General features: G+C 73.7%; 16 protein-coding genes. 7 read left to right on the top strand and 9 right to left on the bottom strand.

Annotated features, from left to right (window positions below; translation table 11 throughout):
- Window positions 1–161: 161 nt before the first annotated feature.
- Both ACGFZ2_RS16825 and ACGFZ2_RS16820 read left to right on the top strand, forming a co-directional pair.
- A complete protein-coding gene (locus tag ACGFZ2_RS16825; RefSeq protein ID WP_393263858.1) occupies window positions 162–503 on the top strand; it encodes a hypothetical protein in 342 nt (113 codons plus the stop codon).
- The gene (locus ACGFZ2_RS16820) at window positions 500–1159 is read left to right on the top strand and encodes a nucleotidyl transferase AbiEii/AbiGii toxin family protein (protein ID WP_393263860.1); all 660 of its coding nucleotides are present in this window, start codon (window positions 500–502) and stop codon (window positions 1157–1159) included. Before ACGFZ2_RS16825 ends, ACGFZ2_RS16820 begins: the two co-directional genes overlap by 4 nt.
- Window positions 1160–1189: 30 nt before the next feature.
- Here ACGFZ2_RS16820 and ACGFZ2_RS16815 read toward each other — a convergent pair whose 3' ends face one another.
- Window positions 1190–2092, bottom strand: coding sequence for an SDR family oxidoreductase (locus ACGFZ2_RS16815; protein WP_393454431.1), 903 nt, complete (start codon window positions 2090–2092; stop codon window positions 1190–1192).
- A 212-nt stretch (window positions 2093–2304) separates the two neighbouring features.
- On the opposite strand from ACGFZ2_RS16815, the gene ACGFZ2_RS16810 reads away from it, so the two are divergent.
- On the top strand, window positions 2305–4095 hold the full coding sequence (locus tag ACGFZ2_RS16810; RefSeq protein WP_393454400.1) for a bifunctional metallophosphatase/5'-nucleotidase: 1791 nt from the start codon (window positions 2305–2307) through the stop codon (window positions 4093–4095).
- Window positions 4096–4195: 100 nt separating this feature from the next.
- Here the strand turns inward: ACGFZ2_RS16810 and ACGFZ2_RS16805 are convergent, their stop codons facing one another.
- Complete coding sequence (locus tag ACGFZ2_RS16805) at window positions 4196–4384, bottom strand: hypothetical protein (protein ID WP_350712703.1); 189 nt, start codon at window positions 4382–4384, stop codon at window positions 4196–4198.
- Between the two features lie 107 nt (window positions 4385–4491).
- Entirely contained in the window at window positions 4492–5649 is a 1158-nt protein-coding gene (locus ACGFZ2_RS16800; protein WP_393454397.1) for a geranylgeranyl reductase family protein, read from the bottom strand.
- 143 nt (window positions 5650–5792) lie between these two features.
- Here ACGFZ2_RS16800 and ACGFZ2_RS16795 point away from each other — a divergent pair, with 143 nt between their 5' ends.
- Both ACGFZ2_RS16795 and ACGFZ2_RS16790 read left to right on the top strand, forming a co-directional pair.
- Complete coding sequence (locus ACGFZ2_RS16795; RefSeq protein WP_357465101.1) at window positions 5793–6029, top strand: hypothetical protein; 237 nt, start codon at window positions 5793–5795, stop codon at window positions 6027–6029.
- Window positions 6030–6114: 85 nt separating this feature from the next.
- Window positions 6115–7560: an MFS transporter gene (locus tag ACGFZ2_RS16790; protein WP_393454394.1), complete on the top strand. Its 1446-nt coding sequence runs from the start codon at window positions 6115–6117 to the stop codon at window positions 7558–7560.
- 130 nt (window positions 7561–7690) lie between these two features.
- Here the strand turns inward: ACGFZ2_RS16790 and ACGFZ2_RS16785 are convergent, their stop codons facing one another.
- The 4 genes from ACGFZ2_RS16785 to ACGFZ2_RS16770 all read right to left on the bottom strand — a co-directional run bounded on the left by ACGFZ2_RS16785 (window position 7691) and on the right by ACGFZ2_RS16770 (window position 11982).
- Window positions 7691–8287, bottom strand: coding sequence for a hypothetical protein (locus ACGFZ2_RS16785; RefSeq protein WP_393454391.1), 597 nt, complete (start codon window positions 8285–8287; stop codon window positions 7691–7693).
- 847 nt (window positions 8288–9134) lie between these two features.
- Window positions 9135–9842 (bottom strand): hypothetical protein, encoded by a 708-nt coding sequence (locus ACGFZ2_RS16780; protein WP_393263869.1) that lies wholly within the window; start codon window positions 9840–9842, stop codon window positions 9135–9137.
- 363 nt (window positions 9843–10205) lie between these two features.
- Window positions 10206–11327 (bottom strand): DUF3626 domain-containing protein, encoded by a 1122-nt coding sequence (locus ACGFZ2_RS16775; protein WP_393454388.1) that lies wholly within the window; start codon window positions 11325–11327, stop codon window positions 10206–10208.
- Between the two features lie 178 nt (window positions 11328–11505).
- A complete protein-coding gene (locus tag ACGFZ2_RS16770) occupies window positions 11506–11982 on the bottom strand; it encodes a VOC family protein (RefSeq protein ID WP_393263872.1) in 477 nt (158 codons plus the stop codon).
- A 108-nt stretch (window positions 11983–12090) separates the two neighbouring features.
- Between ACGFZ2_RS16770 and ACGFZ2_RS16765 the strand changes: the two genes are divergently transcribed.
- Window positions 12091–12273 (top strand): hypothetical protein, encoded by a 183-nt coding sequence (locus ACGFZ2_RS16765; RefSeq protein ID WP_393454385.1) that lies wholly within the window; start codon window positions 12091–12093, stop codon window positions 12271–12273.
- Entirely contained in the window at window positions 12270–13208 is a 939-nt protein-coding gene (locus tag ACGFZ2_RS16760; RefSeq protein ID WP_393263875.1) for an anti-sigma factor RsbA family regulatory protein, read from the top strand. Before ACGFZ2_RS16765 ends, ACGFZ2_RS16760 begins: the two co-directional genes overlap by 4 nt.
- Before the next feature lie 127 nt (window positions 13209–13335).
- Here ACGFZ2_RS16760 and ACGFZ2_RS16755 read toward each other — a convergent pair whose 3' ends face one another.
- Window positions 13336–13965, bottom strand: coding sequence for an MBL fold metallo-hydrolase (locus tag ACGFZ2_RS16755; RefSeq protein WP_393263877.1), 630 nt, complete (start codon window positions 13963–13965; stop codon window positions 13336–13338).
- A complete protein-coding gene (locus tag ACGFZ2_RS16750; RefSeq protein WP_357703226.1) occupies window positions 13965–15050 on the bottom strand; it encodes an S-(hydroxymethyl)mycothiol dehydrogenase in 1086 nt (361 codons plus the stop codon). The genes ACGFZ2_RS16755 and ACGFZ2_RS16750 overlap by 1 nt, the downstream gene beginning before the upstream one ends.
- Window positions 15051–15208: the final 158 nt, after the last annotated feature.

Raw genomic sequence — 15208 nt, 5'->3', positions numbered from 1 at the left:
CCGCCGCGCCCCCCCGGGGGGGGGGGGGCCGGGGGGGCCGGCGCCGGGGCCCCCCCCCCCCCCCCCGGCGCGGGGCCGGGCGGGCCACACCCCCACCGCAACCACCGACACCCAGCACAACCAGCACCGACAAACCGCGGACCTGGCGTTACCCTGACAGCATGCACGGCCTCTCCCCCACCGCGACCCGCGTGGCCCCCCTCGCCCGCCCGGGCCGGCCCGCCGTGGTGACCCGGACGCTCACCGAGCTCGCCGGCCCCACCCGCGGCGTCGTGGAGCTGCCCGTGCAGCTGATGTGGAACGCCGACCGCACGTTCGACCTGGGCGACCCGGACGAGTTGCTCTGGATGTACGAGAACGTCCTGCGGGAGACCACCCGCGCGGAGGACCTCCGCGTGCTCATCAACGGGCGCACCCTGCGCCGGGTGTGGCGGCTGCTCAACCTCCCCAAGGGCGTACGCCAGGCGTGGGAGATCCGCCACCGGGGTCTGCGTACGGCGTGAGCGGCGCGCACCCGCACGACTTCTACCGGGAGGTGGCCCGCGTCGCCCTGTCCGCCGCCGGGCCGTACCGGTTCGTGCTCGGTGGCGGCGTGGCCTGGGCGGCGCACGGGCTGGTGACCCGCCCGACCGAGGACGTGGACCTCTTCGCCGACGTCGAGGGGGCGGCCGCCGCGGCGGCGGACGGGGTGCGGGCGGCGCTGGAACGGGCCGGGTTCGAGGTGAGCGACGCCGACCCGGACAGCGAGCTGGCCGAGCTGTTCGACGGGTTCGACCGGGACCTGAAGGACTTCGTGGTGAGCCGGGACGGGCGGCGGATCCGGCTCAGCCTCGCCCGCCTCGACCGGCACCGCAGCCCGGTGGTGATGGACCTCGGCCCGGTGATGGACGTGCGGGACCTGATGGCGAACAAGACCGCCGCACTGGTGAACCGGCGAGAGGTTCGGGACTACATCGACGTGGCGGCGGCCCTGGAGCAGCACGACGTGGCGGAGCTGCTGGAGCTGGCCCGCCAGCTCGACCCGGCCCTGGATCCGTCGGACGTCCGCGCCGCCGGCCGCTATCTGGACCGGCTGCCGGACCGGCGCTTCGCCCGCTACGGCCTGGACGCCGCCGCCGTCGCCCGCGTCCGCGCCCGCCTCGCCGTCTGGCCCCGCTGACCCGTTGTTCCGGGGCGCGGGGCGCGGGGATTACTTGGTGGGGCGGCCACCCGTCACGCCGAGGACCTCGCCGGTGACGTAGCTGGACTCCTGGGAGGCGAAGAAGACGTACGCCGGGGCCAGCTCGGCCGGCTGGCCGGGGCGCCCCTCCGGGGTGTCCTGGCCGAACTGCTCGACCTTCTTCCGCGGCATGGTCGCCGGGATCAGCGGCGTCCAGATCGGGCCGGGCGCCACCGCGTTCACCCGGATCCCCTGCTCCGCCAGGTCGGCGGCGAGCGCCTTGGTGAAGTTGGCAATCCCCGCCTTGGTGGTGGCGTAGTCCAGCAGCTGCGGCGACGGGTCGAACGCCTGGATCGACGAGGTGTTGATGATGGTCGAGCCCTCGGACATGTGCGGCACCGCCGCCCTGCAGAGCCAGAACATGGCGTACAGGTTGGTCCTGAGCACCCGGTCGAACTGCTCGTCACTGATCCCGAGGATGCCCTTCTCCTGCGCCATCTGGTAGGCGGCGTTGTTGACAAGGATGTCGATCCCGCCGAGGTCCCGCACGGCCCGCCCGATCAGCTCCTCGCAGTGCCGCTGGTCGGTGATGTCGCCGCGCACGGCGACGCCCTTGCGGCCGGCCTCCTCGACCAGCCGGACGGTCTCCCGGGCGTCGGCGTCCTCCTCCTCGCCCAGGTAGGAGATGAGCACGTCGGCGCCCTCCCGGGCGTACGCGATGGCGATCGCGCGACCGATGCCGGAGTCGCCGCCGGTGATCACCGCCCGTCTGCCGTCGAGCTTGCCGCTGCCGCGGTACGACTCCTCGCCGTGGTCCGGCTTCGGGGTCATCCTGCCGGTCGCGCCGGGCGGCGTCTGCTGCTGCCCCGGTTGCCCCTCCTGCTGGCCGTACTGGCTGGTGGGGTCCTGCTGGGTGTGCTGGTCCTCGCTCACCGACGTCTCCTCGCGCACCTGCTCGGGTTCCTGGTATCCCACCGCCCTACCCAGAGCCGACGGGCGGAAACGGCCGGGGCGGTGTTACCCCGGGCGGCCCGCGGACGCTGGTGCTGTGGGACACCTCGGGCTGCTGTGGCAGGAGTGACGGCCGCTCGTTAGGGTGCGCTCGGCGCCCACCAGGCGCCCCGACCCCCATGGAAGGGCACGTCATGACCTCTCCCTCCGGCCCGTCGCGTCGGACGGTGCTCGCCGCCGCGGCCGCGGCGGCGAGCGTCCCGCTGATCGCCGCCACCCCCGCCCAGGCGGCCGGCGCGGCCCGGTCGCGGACCTGGGACCTCACGATCCTCGGCACCTCGGACACCCACGGCAACGTCTACAACTGGGACTACTACAAGGACGCCGAGTACGACGACAGCAAGCACAACGACGTCGGCGTCGCCAAGCTGGCCACCCTCGTCAACCAGATCCGCACCGAGCGGCGGGGCAAGGCGACGCTGGTGCTCGACGCCGGCGACACCATCCAGGGCACGCCGCTGGCCACCTTCTACGCCAAGCAGGAGCCGATCACCACCACCGGGGCGACGCACCCGATGGCCAACGCCATGAACGTGCTCGGGTACGACGCCGTGACGCTGGGCAACCACGAGTTCAACTACGGCCTGCCGCTGCTGGCCAAGTGGATCTCGCAGCTCGGCTTCCCGGCGCTGGCGGCCAACGCCGTCAACGTCGCCACCGGCAAGCCGGCCTTCCTGCCGTTCGTCATCAAGAAGGTCTCCGTCGGCTTCGCCGCGCCGCCGCTGCGGGTCGGCATCCTCGGCCTGACCAACCCCGGCAGCGCGATCTGGGACAAGGCCAACGTCGAGGGCCGACTGCGGTTCGACGACATGATCGCCACGGCCGCGAAGTACGTCCCGATCATGCGGGAGCGCGGCGCCGACATCGTGCTGATCTCCGCGCACGGCGGCGACAGCGGCACCTCCAGCTACGGCCCGGAGCTGCCGAACGAGAATCCGACGGCGCTCATCGCCGAGCAGGTCCCCGGCATCGACGCGATCCTCTTCGGCCACGCCCACGCCGAGGTCGCCGAGAAGTTCGTGACCAACGCGCGGACCGGTGAGCAGGTGCTGCTCACCGAGCCGTCGAAGTGGGGCCAGCGGCTGAGCCGGATGGACTTCACGCTGGCCCGCGAGAGGGGCCGGTGGAAGATCACCAAGAAGACCGCCGCCCTGCTGAACACCAACACCGTGGTGGAGGACCCGGCGGTCCTCGCCGCCGTGCGGGCCCAGCACCAGAAGACCGTCGCGTACGTCAACCAGGTCGTGGCGCGCTCCACCGTGGAGCTGTCGGCGGCGGAGAGCCGGTACAAGGACACCCCGATCCTGGACTTCATCAACCACGTCCAGACCGAGGTGGTCGGCCAGGCGCTCGCCGGCACGTCGTACGCGGCGCTGCCGGTGCTGTCGATCGCGGCGCCGTTCAGCCGGACCGCGGTCTTCCCCGCCGGCGACGTGAAGATCCGCGACGTCGCCGGGTTGTACGTCTTCGACAACACCCTCGAGGCCGTCGTGCTCAGCGGCGCCGAGGTGCGGGCCTACCTGGAGTACTCGGCGAAGTACTTCCGGACCCTCGCCCCGGGCGCCCCGGTCGACCCGGAGACGATCAGCGATCCGGCGGTGCCGGACTACAACTACGACGTCTTCTCCGGCCTGGAGTACGACATCGACATCTCCCGGCTGGTGGGCCAGCGCGTCACCCGCCTGGTGCTGCCCGGCACCGACACCCCGGTGGCGGACAACGCGCAGTTCGTGGTGGCGGTGAACAACTACCGCCGCAGCGGCGGCGGCAACTTCCCCGGCATCGTGAAGACCCAGGTCTACAACGAGCAGCAGGAGATCCGTCAACTGCTGATCGACTGGGCGCAGGCCAAGGGCGCGATCGACCCGGCCGACTTCTACCAGCCGAACTGGAAGCTGGTGCGCGAGGGCGTGCCGGTCTTCTGACCGACGATCACCGGACGGGCCGTGGGCGGATCGCCCGCGGCCCGTCCGCGTACCGGGCAGGTCGCGCGGACGAGGCGACGCCGCCGCGCGCGACGCGCCGTCAGGCGCCGTGCCGCAGGTCCCACCGGTCCGAAGCCTCCGAATCCGGTCGGTCCCGGCGCGGCTCGGTCTCGGTCAGCGCGACCCGCTCTTCCGGCGGGACCGCCGGCGGCATCTCGCCGAAACGCACGTGCCGCAGGAAGGCGTACTCGTCGTCGGTGAACGGCGACTCGGAGCGGTCCTCTGCCATCTGCTCTCCCCCTCGACGCCGTCATTCTCCGCCCGTGGCGCCCGGCGTCACCACCCCTAAAGCATCCTAGGATCCTGGGTGAAAGACGGGATCCTAGGCATCCCCGGTCAGGACGGCAGCTTCGCCAGCGGCGCGCGGGGGGCCGGCAGCCGGTCCAGCAGCGCCAGCGCCGCCCGCACCGGGGCCCGGCCCAACGTCTCGTCGAAGCTCGCCCGCCCCTGGCAGAACCGCACGAACATCCGCCAGCCCGGCGGGGTCGCCAGCAGCGCGTGGAAGACCTCCGGCCGCCGCGCGAACACGTCCAGCAGCCGGTGCCCCGCGCGCATCGAGGGCACCAGGTCCCGCGCCACCGCCCGCTCGTAGCCCGCCGGGTCACCCGCGGCGACCGCGGCGCCGGCCAGCTCGCCGGAGCGCAGCGCGTAGCTGATGCCCTCCCGGCTCCACGGTTCCAGCAGCCCCGCCGCGTCGCCCGCCACCAGCACCCGGCCCCGACGCAGCGGGGAGTCCTCGGCGCGGCAGCGGGTCAGGTGCCCCGAGTCGTGCGCCGGCTCCACCCCCGACAGACCCAGCCGGTCAACGAACGCGCGCAGGTAGGCCCGGGTCCGCTCCCCCTCGCCCCGTGCGGCGATCACGCCGACCGTGAGCCGGTCGCCCTTCGGGAAGACCCAGGCGTACGAGCCGGGCAGCGGGCCCCAGTCCAGCAGCACGCGGCCCCGCCAGCGGTCCTGCTCCCGCGGCGGCACCGGCAACTCCAGCTCCAGTCCCAGGTCGACCTGCCGGTGGCGGACCCCCACGTGCCGAGCCGTCACGCCCGAGGAGCCATCCGCGCCGACCACGGCACGCGCCCGCACCGTCTCCCCGTCGGCCAGCCGCAGGCGTACGCCCTCGGGGTCCTGCTCGACGGCGCGGACCGCGGCGCGCTCGCGGACCTCGGCGCCGGCCGCGGCCGCGGCGAGGCGCAGCCGGTCGTCGAACTCCTCACGCCGCACCATCGTCACCAGCGGGCCGTCGGGGTGCCGTCGGGTGAACCGGCGTCGCCCGTCCCGGGTGAACGTCACCCGGTCCACCCGGTCGTGCGCCGGGACGTCGATCCGGTCGGCGACCACCGCGAGCGAGGTGCCGATCAGGCCGCCCCCGCAGGTCTTGTAGCGGGGGTGGGCGGCCCGTTCCAGCACGAGTGTGCGCAGGCCCGCGCGGGCGGCGGCATGGGCGGCGGAGAGGCCGGCGGGGCCGGCGCCGACGACGGCGAGATCCCAGATGATCACCGCTGCAGCGTATGCCAGGAGGCCGGTTCCGGGGGCGTCGGCGCGACCGGACCACCGCCCGATCGGGTGGGCATCTTCGGCCGGCCACGGGGTAACCGCGCGGCGCAACCGCCCGTGGGGCGGGCAAGGCGAAGGAGGACATCATGCGGCAGGTCCAACTGTCGGACGTCGAGGAACGGGTGTACGACGCCGTCGCGGCCCTGGAGGCGCGCGGGCAGGTGCCGTACCCGGACCTGATCGCCCAGGAGGCCGGGCTGACCGAGGAGCAGTTGCGCGCGCCACTGCACCTGCTCACCGAGAAGAACCTGCTGCACCGCGAGGACTCGCCGATGGCCGGGCTGGACTTCGGCCCCCGGTTCTGCGCCCAACAGTTGGCGTGACCCGGCGGGCGGCCCGCCACGATTCGCCTCCCGCGGACCGGGGTAGCGGACAGCGATGCCCGACCACCGGTCCACGGGAGGCACGATGAGCGCGGCCCGTACGCCGCGACCGGCCGACGCCACCGCCTCCCCGGACGACCGGCGGCGCTGGCAGGCCCTCGGCGTCGGGCTGGTCGCCGCCTTCATGACGCTGCTCGACGTGAGCATCGTCAACGTCGCCGTCCCCTCGATGGACCGCGCCCTCGGGGCCTCCCCCAGCGACCTGCAGTGGGTGCTCTCCGGGTACGCCCTGACGTTCGGGCTGGTGCTGGTCCCCGCCGGACGCTTCGGCGACGCGCGCGGCCGGCGCACCGCGTTCGTCTTCGGGATCGCCCTGTTCACGCTCGCCAGCGCCCTCGCCGGGCTGGCCGCCTCCCCCGCGTGGCTGGTCGCGGCCCGACTGCTCCAGGGCGCCGCCGCCGGGCTGGTCAACCCGCAGGTCACCGGCCTGATCCAGGAGCTGTTCCGGGGGCCCGAGCGGGGCCGCCCGTTCGGCCTGCTCGGCGCCACCATCGGCATCTCCACCGCCGTCGGCCCGCTGCTCGGCGGCCTGCTGATCGCCATCGGCGGCGAGGAGCACGGCTGGCGCTGGGTGTTCTTCGTCAACGTGCCCGTCGGGATCGTGGCGGTGGTCCTCGGCTGGCGGCTGCTCCCCGGCCGCCGGGCGGGCCCCGCGGACCACCGGCGGCTGGATCCCGTCGGAGTGCTGCTGCTCGGGCTCGGCGTGCTGCTGGTGCTGCTGCCGCTGGTCCAGCAGCAGCAGTGGCAGGGCCGCGCGAAGTGGCTGCTGGTGCCGACCGGACTGCTCGCCCTGGCCGGATTCGGGGCCTGGGAACGGTGGTACGCCCGGCGCCGGGATCCGCTGTTCGACCTGCGCCTGTTCCGATTCCGGTCATACGCCCTCGGATCACTGATCGCGCTCGTCTACTTCGGCGGGTTCACCGCGATCTTCTTCGTCTTCACCCTCTACCTCCAGAACGGCCTCGGCTACAGCGCGCTGGTCGCCGGCGTGGCCATCACCCCTTTCGCGCTGGGCTCGGCCGCCGCGTCCGCCCTCGGCGGCCGGATCGTCAACCGCTTCGGCCGGCCGCTGGTCGCGGTCGGTCTGCTCACCGTGGTCGTCGGGCTCGTCGCGGTGGTCGGCGCGCTCGCCCTGGCGCCCGCCGGCGCCGTGGTGCCGTGGCTGACCGCGGCGCCGCTGCTGGTCGCCGGGCTGGGCAGCGGCCTGGTGATCGCCCCGAACCAGACCCTCACCCTGTCCCAGGTACCGGTGCCCCAGGCGGGAAGCGGCGCGGGCATGCTGCAGACCGGCCAGCGCATCGGCTCCGCCGCCGGCATCGCCGCCGTCGGCTCGGTCTTCTTCTCGTCGCTGGCCGGCAGCGACGGCGACTACGGCGTCGCTTTCCGACACTCCCTCCTGCTGGCCGCCGCGGTCATCGCGCTGGCGCTGGTCGCCGCCCTGGTGGACGTCGCCCTCGGCCACCGCCGCTGAACGCCACCGCACGCGACCGCCTCCACCCGGGGACCCGGACCCGGTGTGGGCCTGCCCGCTCGTGACGCGAGGACGCCGCTGGCCGGTACCCCGCACGGGGGTACCGGCCAGCGGCGTCATGCACCTGTCGTCAGCTGTTCCAGTGCTCGGCAACCAGGTCGGCGGCCTGCTGCTCCCACTGGGCGTAGTGGTCGGGGTACGCCGACACCTGCACCGTCTGCGCGGCCTCGGTCAGCGGCATGTCCTGCCACCCGTCGACCTGCTTCAGACCCTTCAGGAACGCCGTCGTCGAGTACTCCGGGTCGGTGATCTGCTCCACCGTGCCCCAACCCGAGGACGGGCGCTGCTGGAACAGGCCCTGCGAGTCGTGGTCGTTGCGGTCACCCAGATGACCCAGGTTCTCCAGCTTCGACTCCTGCAACGCCGTCGCGATCGACACCACCGCGGCCCGCTCGTCCATCCCGGCCTTCTTCGTCGCCGCAATGATCGCCTTCACGTTACCCACCTGCTCGTCCGACAGGTCGATGCGCGACTGCGCACCCTGCACACCATGCGGAACCAGCTTCGCCATGTCCACGGCCGGCCTGTCCGCCTGCACCGCCACAGCGGTGACCGGCGTCGCCGCCACGGGGGTGGTGTCGGCGTGGTTCAGCGGACCAGCAGCCAGACCACCAGCAACAGCCAGACCAGCAATACCAAGAACGCTCTTACGCATGATCGTGTTCATCAGACGCTCCATTCGGGGGTTGGCACCACACGCCGAAGGGGGGGTTCAGCGGGGCACAAGCACCGTCCGGCGCTCAAGAAATCGGGGGATCCGGCGCGTCACGCGCCGGGAAGAATCAGACCGGCCATCTGGAGACCGGGAGCGGCCCGCGTCGCGGGGCGAGGGGGTCGCCCTCCACCGGCCGGGACCATGTGTAACGACCGGCGGCCCACCAACATTCCGGGGCCCGCACGCCAGCCCGCCGGGGGGCGGGGGTGGTCTTGCTCGGCCGTACGCAGGGTGTAACGACCCCGCCCCGGCCACGATTCCGCCCCCACGATGCCCCCGGTCACACCCCGAACCGGACCCACGGAACGCTGCCATCTGGCCCGTGTCGAGCTGCCCTCACAGACGGGACACAACCGGACCCCACGGGTTCCGCTGCCTGGTCCCTGTCGAGCTGCCCTCACAGATGGGGCACAGCATGCCGCCGCAGGCGACCGAGTCTGGTGTGACGGGGGTGGTCTCACAGATGGGGCAGCTCGACAGCGCCCACGGCACCCCACCCACCCGGACCCGCCGACAGCGGGTCGACCGGTCGCCACGCCGCAGGCGACACCAGGCCAACCCCACATCGCGACGCCTCACCGACGCCACGCCGACGCCTTCGCGGACGCCTCACGGCAGCCGTACCGCGAAACCGACATCCAGGCACGGACGGCGCGCGACCACCGAAGGGGTGTGGCCCGCACACCCCCACCACCACGCACCACAGCACAGCGCCGAAAGAGCGCGCCGCCGCAGGCGCAACCGGCCGGCCCCTGAAATCGGGACCGGCCGGTCGGGTCATGCGGTTGTCACGCGGTCGTCACCAGAGCTGGGCGACGATGTCCGCCGCCTGCTCCTCCCACTGCGCGTACGCGAACGGGTAGGCCGAGACCTGCACCGTCTGTGCGGCGGAGGTCAGCGGCAGGTCCTGCCAGCCGCCGACGTTCTTGAGCGCCTCGAAGAACGCCCGCGAGGCGTACTCGGGGTCGGTGACCTGGTCGGGCGAACCCCAACCCGACGACGGGCGCTGCTGGAACAGGCCCTGCGAGTCGTGGTCGTTGTACGCGCCCAGGTGGCCGAGGTTGTAGAGCTTCGACTCCTGCAGCGACGTCGCGATGCCGATGACGGCGCCCCGCTCACCCACGCCGGTCTCCTTGGCCTCCTTGATGATGGCCTTGGCGTTGGCGAGCTGCGCGTCGTCGAGCGGGATGCGCGACTGGGCACCCTGCACGCCGTGCGGGATCAGCTCATCTCGGGCGGGCTTGTCGGCGACCGGCTTGGCCGTCTCGCCGCCGGTGGTCAGGGCCGACTCCTCGCTGGAGGCCGACTTGCCCTGGCCGGTGGCCTGCTCGATCGCGGCCACGGCGCCCTCGTGCGGCGTGCTGGTGACAGGTGCGGCGACGGCCGTCGGCCCGAAGGCCAGGCCACCGAGGGCGGCGACACCCACCACGCTCAGCGCGATCTTGCGGTTCGAGTCCTTCGAGTCCTTCGCGATGGCCGGGAGCCACCGAGTGAAGTCGTACTTCACGATGGTTGCCCTTTCGGTCAGGCGAAGCGCTCCGTGCTGAGCGCTCCTCGGGGGAAACTTCCGCGCCGGAGGAGGTTTCGGTTCCGGCGGTACGGGGGACACAACCAGCCTGCCCTGTCGGGCATTCCGGATATGAGCCGGTGGTGGCGTGCTGCGGTCCCCGTCACTCGGCACGAGGGACGGGCGAGAACACTCCCCTGCGTTCGGCACGGGAAAGGATGAACCAGACGATCGACCCCAGCCGGCCGAGTCCGGGCCGGGACGCCAACACGTCCCGCAGAAGATCGTGGGTCAGCAGAGCCGGGGCACGCTCACCGCGAGGCCGGACCGGTGAGGGCCGGCAGGGTGCCGGACCGGATCGGCTCAGGCGGCGTGGGGCGCGCCGAACCGGACGAGGACGTGCCAGAGCTGCTTGAGGTGCTGGAGGGTGACCTCGGCCGGCCCCCGGTCGGCCCAGCGGGACGGCTCGGTGACCACGGAGACCGCCGCGCGCCCGATCAGGGCGGCGTCGACCGGATCGCCCGGCCGGGCGAACTCGGCGTGCACCCGGGCGGCCAGCGGGGGGATGGCCGGCCCCCGGAAGTCGGGGTCGATCCGGTCGACGGGAAGCGCGAAGCCGGCGTGCCAGTGCAGGGCGACGCCGTGCCGACGGGCCAGCGCGTCGAGGGTCTCCCCGGCCTCGGTGCCCCGGAAGGACGGGTCCATGACCACCGCCTCCACGTCCCGGGCCAGACTCAACTCCCCGTGGATCTGGGCCTCGATGTAGTCGTCGAGGGCGCGACCCGCGGCGCCGGGGGCCCACGCGGCCTCCTCGCGACGGCGCAGCAGCGCCCGGACCAGGGCCACCACGTCCCCCGGCACGCCCAGGCTCACCCCGGTGCTGTCCGTCGCCGCGAGGAGGGCCGCCAGCACCGGCTCGAAGACGTCGACGGTGCCCAGGTCGCGGGGGCCCAGGTGACTGTCGCCGAAGCAGAACGTCGCCCGGGCGAGCACCTCGGGGCGCAGCCGCAGGTGGCAGGAGCCGAACCGGGGGCTGGCACCGTCCGGGTGGTCGAGCAGGTTCAGGCCGCCGTACTTCGGCCGGTCCGTCGGGGGCACGCCGGGGACCTGGTAGGCGCCGCCGAAGAGCGTCTCCTCCCAGCGGTCCCGGTCGCCCCCGGGGAAGGCGGTCAGCCCGCCGTTGGAGATGCCGGTCTCGAACTGGCTGCGGTAGACGCCCTCGGCGGCGAGGGCCGACGCGACCGTACGCCCGTCGGCGCACAGCCGGTCCGGGTGGAAGTTGAGGGTGAGGCGGCCGTGCCGGCCGACCGCGGCGATCAGGCACTCCGGCCGGTGGGTCACGCCCGAGCCCGCGAGCGCGCGGGCGATGACGGCCAGGGCGGCGGGGCGGTCGCGCAGCGCCGCCGCGCGGACGTGCCCGATCGCCGCGCGCTGGGCGGGGGTCAGTGCCGCGTCGACGGCGGCCGGACCGGCCGTGGGCTGCATGGCTGCGAATACTTCCCGCGCGCGGGCCGGGACGCACCCGATTTTCGGTGCCGGCCGGAGCAGCGTCGTGCGGCGGCGGCAGACGGTCACCGACCTGCCCGGCCTTGGCCGATCCCGGTTCCGCCCGCGACGTCGTTGCCGGCCACGGTCCGAACGGATCGGCGGATGCCTTCTCCGGTTACTCCTCGCGCGCCCGGTCGGTGCCGAAGCCGTCGAGGGTCGCCCGCTCGTCCGCGCCGAGCAGTTCCTGGAAGAGCGTGATCTGCAGGCCGGCCGGGGCGTCGAGGCGCGCATTGAGCGACTGCCACGGGGTCACGGTCGGCGGGGCGATCTCGGTGGCGCCGGCGGAGACCAGGCGGCGGGTGGCGGACCGGCTGTCGTCCACCTCGAACGCCACCCTGATCTTGGGGGCGACCTGCCGCCCGACCTCGACCTCGTCGATCATCCGCTTCTGCGCCGGGTTGGCGATCTCCAGCGTCGCCCGGCCGGCGTCGAGGATCACCACCCGCGCGTCGCCCTCCCCCGTGAAGGCGGCCTGCTCGGGCAGGCCCAGCGCGTCCCGGAAGAACACGACCGCCGCCTCGTAGTCCTCGGCCTCCACGACCAGACGAAGCTGGCGTACGGCGGGTGGGCGGCCGGCGGCGTCCGTCGTCATGCCGGCAGAGCCTAGTCGGTCACGGCACGCCGGGCGCCTACGGTTCACCCGCTGGGCCGGTACCGAAACCGGGGATTACAGTGGGAGCGCCGACCGGGAGGCAGGGAATTGACTGTTGGTGCGGTGGTCGACCAGGCCGCCCTGGGGGACCACGCCTGCTGGGCCGACGACGACGAGACCGACGCGCTCGCCGCCGTCGGCCGTTTCGTCGCCCCCGGTCCCCGCCACGGTCGGGCCGCCGCCGACTCCCTGGACACGTCGGGGCCGTCCCCCGTGGGACGGGCGGCATGACCGGGCCGGGTGGCACAGCGGGCACCTTCGTGCACGAGGGCCTCTTCTACCGCGACCCGGACGAACTGTTGGCGGGCACGGTGCCGTTCATCACCAGCGGGTTGGCCGCCGCAGAACCGGTGCTGGTCGCGATGCCCGGCGCCAACCTGTGGCTGGTCCGCGCCGAGGTCGGCGCGATGGACGGGGTGCGCTGGGCGGACATGACCGAGGCCGGCCGGAACCCGGGGCGGATCATCCCGTGGGTTCTGCAGGCGTTCATCGACGAACACGCCGGCCGGCGCGTACGGATCATCGGCGAGCCGATCTGGGCCGGGCGCAGCGACACCGAGTATCCGGCCTGCGCCCAGCACGAGGCGCTGATCAACATGGCGTTCGCCGGCCGCGACGCCACCATCCTCTGCCCGTACGACGTGGCGGGCCTCGACGACGACGTGCTGACCGACGCGTGCGCCACGCACCCGGTGCTCGTCGACGACGCGGGGCGGCGGTCGAGCGGGGCGTACGCCCCGTCGGAGGTGGTCGCCCGCTACAACCTCCCGCTGCCGGCACCAGCGGAACCGGTCGCGGCACTGGCCTACCAGGTCGACAGCCTGCCCGCCGTGCGCGCGTTCGTCGCCGGCCACGGCCGGGTCGCCGGGCTGGACGAGGACCGGGTGGCCGACCTGCAGATCGCGGTGACCGAGCTGGCCACGAACAGCATCGCGCACGCCGGGGGCGCGGGCGTGCTGCGGGTCTGGCGGACCGCCGAGCACCTGGTCTGCGAGATCCACGACGACGGCTGGCTGGCCGACCCGCTGGCCGGCCGGTTGACTCCGGCGAAGGACGGCGTCGGCGGGCGGGGCCTGGTGATCGTGCAGGCGCTCTGCGACCTGGTCCGGGTGTACAGCACCGCCGCCGGCACGACGGTCCGCCTGCACATCCGCCGCCCGCTCTGACCGACGCCGACGCTCCTCCCCCGCCCGCCGGGTGGGCGGCGTCGCCCGGACCGGGCCGGCGGGTCCGGTCCGGCCGGCGGGCTGACCGTGGCCGGCCCGCGCGGTCAGTGCCCGCCGGCCCGCGCGGTCAGTGCCCGCGGGCCAGCCACTCGTCCAAGTGCGGGGCCTCCGCGCCGACGGTGGTGCTGTCGCCGTGCCCGGTGTGCACCACCGTCTCTGGCGGCAGGGTGAGCAGCCGGTCCCGGATCGAGGCGACGATCGTGCCGAAGTCGCTGTACGAGCGCCCCGTGGCGCCGGGCCCGCCGGCGAAGAGCGTGTCGCCGGTGAACACCACGCCGAGCGTCGGGGCGTGGAAGCTGCACGCGCCGGGGCTGTGGCCGGGAGTGTGCAGGACGGTCAGCGCGACCCCGGCCACCTCGACGGTCTGCCCGTCGCGCAGTTCCCCGCCCGGCGCCTCGTCCGGGTGCACCATGTCCCACAGCACCCGGTCGGCGGGGTGCAGCAGCACCGGCGCGCCGGTGGCCCGGGCCAGCGCCGGGGCCACCCGGACGTGGTCGTCGTGGGCGTGGGTGGCGAGGACGGCGCGTACCCGCCGGTCGCCGACGGCGGACAGGATCGCCTCGACGTCGTGCGGGGCGTCGACGACGACGCACTCGGTGTCGTCGCCGACGATCCAGACGTTGTTGTCCACGTCGAAGGTCTGGCCGTCGAGGGAGAAGGTGCCGGAGGTGACGGCGTGGTCGACGCGGGCCGCCATCAGAGGACCACCACCGAGCGGAGCACGTCGCCGCGGTGCATCCGGGCGAACGCCTCCTCGACCCCGTCCAGCGCGATCTCCTCGGTGACGAACGCGTCCAGGTCGAGGCGGCCCTGCAGGTAGAGCTCGGTGAGCATCGGGAAGTCCCGGCTGGGCAGGCAGTCGCCGTACCAGCTCGACTTCAGCGAGCCGCCGCGGCCGAACACGTCCAGCAGCGGCACGTCGACGGTCATCTCCGGCGTCGGCACGCCCACCAGCACCACCGTGCCGGCCAGGTCGCGGGCGTAGAAGGCCTGCTTCCAGGTCTCCGGGCGGCCCACCGCGTCGATCACCACGTCGGCGCCGAAGCCACCGGTCGCGGCGCGGATCGCCTCGACCGCGTCGTCCTCGCGGGCGTTCACGGTGTGCGTGGCGCCGAACTTGCGGGCCCAGTCGAGCTTGCGGGGGTCGGTGTCCACCGCGATGATCGTCGTCGCGCCGGCCAACGCCGCGCCGGCGACCGCCGCGTCCCCGACGCCACCGCAGCCGATCACGGCCACCGAGTCGCCCCGGGTGACCCCGCCGGTGTTCATGGCGGCGCCGAGACCGGCCATCACGCCGCAACCGAGCAGCCCGACGGCGGCGGGCCGGGCGGCCGGGTCCACCTTCGTGCACTGGCCGGCGTGGACCAGCGTCTTCTCGGCGAAGGCACCGATGCCGAGCGCCGGGGCGAGTTCGGTGCCGTCGGTCAGGGTCATCTTCTGGGACGCGTTGTGGGTGGCGAAGCAGTACCACGGGCGGCCCCGGCGGCAGGCGCGGCACACCCCGCAGACGGCCCGCCAGTTGAGCACCACGAAGTCGCCGGGCGCGACGCTGTCGACGCCGGCCCCGACCTCCTCGACGATGCCGGCGGCCTCGTGCCCGAGCAGGAACGGGTAGTCGTCGTTGATGCCGCCCTCGCGGTAGTGCAGGTCGGTGTGGCAGACCCCGCAGGACAGGATCCGCACGACGGCCTCGCCGGGCCCCGGGTCCGGCACCACGATCGTCGTCACCTCGACCGGTGCGCCCTTGCTGCGGGAGATGACTCCCCTGACCTGCTGGCTCACGATTTCCTCCTGCTCCACGCCGGCGCACCACGCCGCCGTCATCCAGGGTGCGCTGCGCGCGGCACCGTGGGGTGACGTCCCCTCGGCGACGCTACCGCTGATCATCCGTCGTCCCAACGCCAGATCGGGCGGTTATCACCTCGCGGGCGGGGTAGGCG

Origin of the sequence: Micromonospora sp. NPDC048063 (assembly GCF_043202855.1) — a bacterium.
Lineage (GTDB): Bacteria > Actinomycetota > Actinomycetes > Mycobacteriales > Micromonosporaceae > Micromonospora.
This window is presented reverse-complemented; position numbering and strand designations above follow the sequence as displayed.

Bases quoted from the DNA above. Each gene is read 5' to 3' on its own strand.
- ACGFZ2_RS16825 (WP_393263858.1), top strand. From the start codon at position 162: ATGCACGGCCTCTCCCCCACCGCGACCCGCGTGGCCCCCCTCGCCCGC.
- ACGFZ2_RS16810 (WP_393454400.1), top strand. From the start codon at position 2,305: ATGACCTCTCCCTCCGGCCCGTCGCGTCGGACGGTGCTCGCCGCCGCG.
- ACGFZ2_RS16805 (WP_350712703.1), bottom strand. From the start codon at position 4,384: ATGGCAGAGGACCGCTCCGAGTCGCCGTTCACCGACGACGAGTACGCC.
- ACGFZ2_RS16795 (WP_357465101.1), top strand. From the start codon at position 5,793: ATGCGGCAGGTCCAACTGTCGGACGTCGAGGAACGGGTGTACGACGCC.
- ACGFZ2_RS16790 (WP_393454394.1), top strand. From the start codon at position 6,115: ATGAGCGCGGCCCGTACGCCGCGACCGGCCGACGCCACCGCCTCCCCG.
- ACGFZ2_RS16785 (WP_393454391.1), bottom strand. From the start codon at position 8,287: ATGAACACGATCATGCGTAAGAGCGTTCTTGGTATTGCTGGTCTGGCT.
- ACGFZ2_RS16775 (WP_393454388.1), bottom strand. From the start codon at position 11,327: ATGCAGCCCACGGCCGGTCCGGCCGCCGTCGACGCGGCACTGACCCCC.
- ACGFZ2_RS16770 (WP_393263872.1), bottom strand. From the start codon at position 11,982: ATGACGACGGACGCCGCCGGCCGCCCACCCGCCGTACGCCAGCTTCGT.
- ACGFZ2_RS16760 (WP_393263875.1), top strand. From the start codon at position 12,270: ATGACCGGGCCGGGTGGCACAGCGGGCACCTTCGTGCACGAGGGCCTC.
- ACGFZ2_RS16755 (WP_393263877.1), bottom strand. From the start codon at position 13,965: ATGGCGGCCCGCGTCGACCACGCCGTCACCTCCGGCACCTTCTCCCTC.